Here is a 2,881-nt window from a genome sequence, read left to right as displayed (position 1 = left end):
AAGAATGGCTGCTGCAGAACCGCTACCTGCCTCAGCACACCATGGCGGAGATAGACCAGACTGCTGAAGACGACGTAATCGACGCGTTGCTACTCAGCGCATAACAGGCCCATTACCGGACCGGGAGGCTGTAAGTGAATTTACACCACCTTGACAGACTCGATCTCCTGGAGGATCCTAGTTATCTAGGACAGCCCCTTTTATTCAACTTAAACTGTGGCTCCGGCCTCCCCACGAGTTAAAAGGGAATCCAGTGCAAATTTGGAGCTGACGCGCAGCGGTATAGAATGTCGTGACAATAGCGTAACGCAGACATTGTCTCAGGACGGGAAGTCATTGCCACCTAACGATTCTGAACCCGAAGACCTGCCGGATTAACGTCGCATTTCTTACGATCATCGCGTGTTTTCGATCGTATGCCTGCGGTATCCTGCACTTCTTTTGGATGCTTGGTCATGATGACAACAAAAGACACGCTGCTGGCGTTTAGCACTACGGCGATTTCTCTCTGGGCGCAAAACGGCTTTGCACAAGACAGTAATGAAGCAACGCAGGTGGTGACGGCAAATCGTTTTGCACAACCCATCTCTTCCGTGCTGGCACCAACGACGGTAGTCATAAAAGAGCCAATCAATCGCTGACAGTCGAAAACGCTGACCGGCAGCTGCACCTATACCAAAGGGTATGATGTGGTTGCTGGATACCCGGATGCATTCGGTGACTCTGCCCAGCCGGATCGCGATGGCTTTATGAGTAAATCCCTTTACGGTAACGTAAATAATCAGTTTAGTGACGAGTTCAGCGGATTCTTCCGTGGTTACGGCTTTGATAACCGCTCTGACTATGATGGTTCACTGGTCTATGACAATGCCACCTTTTCGCTTTATTGGGCATGCCGGATGTCCGTCAGCTCTATAGCCAGAGCTGGGATACTGGGCTGCGTTTAAACCGCGGGATTTACTCCTTACAGCTGATTGCCAGCTACAGCCACACGAAAGATCTCAACTTTGACCCGTCAAAAGGGCGCTATGGCCTAGCCTCGGCGTTAGATGATGTGCAGCAATACAATCTGCAGTGGGGTAATACGCTGGCGGTCGGTTATGGTACGGTTAGTGGCTGCTTTGACTGGCAGAAGCAGACATCAGAACCCAGCACTAATCCTGTTGCAGCGGGCTAGGAGCAGCGTAACACCGGCATCTACGCCACCACGCAGCAGAAAATGGGTAGTGTGCCGCTGGAAGGCGCTGTGCGCGGGGATGACAATAATGCTTTTGGCTAGCATACAGCATAACACCTAGCAGAGCAACGAGGCTTGGGAGTTTGTCGACGGCTACAGCGTGTTTGTTTCCTACGGTACTGGTACTGCCTTTAAGTCTCCTAATCTCAATCAGGTATACAGCGAAAGCTACGGCAATCGCGATCTGCAGCCTGAGAAAAGCAAGCAGTGGGAAGGGGGGTGAAGGATTAACCGGGCCGGAAAACTGGCGTTTTCCAGCTATCGTAACGATATCGATGATATGATCGATTTCGATTCCACCTCGCATTACAGAAATGTAAAGAAAGCGTGTATTATAAGGTGTGGAGGCGACGGCGTCCTTTGATACCGGTCCACTGGCGCATACCGTATCTTACGACTAACTCAACCCACGTAATGATGCCGTGACCAATAAAGTGCTGGCGCGCCGTGCTAAACAGCAGCTTAAATATCAGCTGGACTAGGCCGTGGCGCAGTCTGACTAGTCACTGACGTATCAGTATCTCGCTCAGCGCTATGATACCAACTATAGCGTTTATCCAAGCCCGCGTATAAAATGGGCGGCGTCAGCTTGTGGGATCTTGCAGTTTCGTATCCGGTCACATCCCATCTCACCGTTCGTGGTAGAATTGTCACCCTGTTCGATAAAGATCACGAGACAGCGTATGCTTATGAAACCCTTGGACGGGAATACTACCTCAGCGGCAGTTACAACTTCTAAAGAACGCCCCACCGTGCTGGTGCTTGACTCCGGCGTCGGTGGGCTTTCAGTCTATGATGAGATCCGCGAGTTGCTGCCGGATCTCCATTATCTCTACGCTTTCGACAACGTTGCCTTTCCTTATGGTGAGAAGTCAGAAGAGTTTATCGTTGAGCGTGTGATCACTGTCGTCGAAGCGATTACCCGCCTCTATCCTCTTGCGTTAGTGGTTATCGCCTGTAACTCGGCAAGTACCGTGACGCTTCCGGCCCTGCGCGTGCGCTTTAAATTTCCGGTGGTGGGCGTCGTACCCGCAATTAAACCTGCTGCACGCCTGACGCGTAACGGTGTCGTTGGCCTGCTGGCAACGCGCGGCACCGTTAAACGCCCTTATACCCATGAGCTGGTGGCGTGTTTCGGCAGCGAATGCAAAACGGAGATGATCGGTTCGGCAGAATTGGTGGCGCTGGCGGAAGCAAAACTGCATGGGCAGCCGGTAGCAATAGAAGAAGTGAAGCGCATTCTGCAGCCGTGGCTGCGGATGCAGGATCCACCGGATACGGTGGTGCTGGGCTGTACCCACTTCCCTCTTATTAGTGAAGAGCTGCAACCGGTACTGCCGGAAGGGACGCGTTTAATAGATTCTGGCGCGGCGATTGCGCGACGCACCGTCTGGCTGCTGGAAAATGCATGCCCGCATGCCGTTTCTGCGGACGACAATATCGCTTTCTGTATGGATATTACTGAACAGACTGTGCAATTAATGCCCGTTTTACGGCGTTATGGCTTCAAAAAGCTCGAAAAACTGGCTCTTTATGGGGGTTTCAGGTAAAAAAAACAACATTCGAAAAGTTTTTTGCGATTTGCCCTTGCTAGTCTCCAGAAATTGCCTATACTGCGCCTCTGCAATGGCTTACAGGCCAGCG

Annotated in this window: 2 protein-coding genes, 1 pseudogene and 1 riboswitch; all 3 genes and pseudogenes read left to right on the top strand. The window is 51.8% G+C overall.

What is annotated here, in order from left to right; all coding sequences use genetic code 11:
* Positions 1 to 206 precede the first annotated feature (206 nt).
* Positions 207 to 388: riboswitch (cobalamin riboswitch) on the top strand.
* A 67-nt stretch (positions 389 to 455) separates the two neighbouring features.
* The 3 genes and pseudogenes from BBW68_RS20675 to murI all read left to right on the top strand — a co-directional run bounded on the left by BBW68_RS20675 (position 456) and on the right by murI (position 2,787).
* Entirely contained in the window at positions 456 to 641 is a 186-nt protein-coding gene (locus tag BBW68_RS20675; protein WP_420835340.1) for a hypothetical protein, read from the top strand.
* A 9-nt stretch (positions 642 to 650) separates the two neighbouring features.
* Positions 651 to 1,976 (top strand): annotated as a pseudogene (locus BBW68_RS08925) (TonB-dependent receptor domain-containing protein); the annotation flags it as partial.
* On the top strand, positions 1,921 to 2,787 hold the full coding sequence (gene murI, locus BBW68_RS08920; protein WP_070135075.1) for a glutamate racemase: 867 nt from the start codon (positions 1,921 to 1,923) through the stop codon (positions 2,785 to 2,787). The pseudogene BBW68_RS08925 and the gene murI, both read left to right, overlap by 56 nt.
* Positions 2,788 to 2,881: the final 94 nt, after the last annotated feature.

This window comes from Candidatus Erwinia dacicola (assembly GCF_001756855.1).
Lineage (GTDB): Bacteria > Pseudomonadota > Gammaproteobacteria > Enterobacterales > Enterobacteriaceae > Erwinia > Erwinia dacicola.
Note: the sequence above shows the minus strand (reverse complement) of the source record. Positions and strands in the feature narration are given on the sequence as shown.

Coding starts and splice junctions, on each gene's coding strand:
- murI (WP_070135075.1), top strand. CDS start 1,921: ATGCTTATGAAACCCTTGGACGGGAATACTACCTCAGCGGCAGTTACA.
- BBW68_RS20675 (WP_420835340.1), top strand. CDS start 456: ATGATGACAACAAAAGACACGCTGCTGGCGTTTAGCACTACGGCGATT.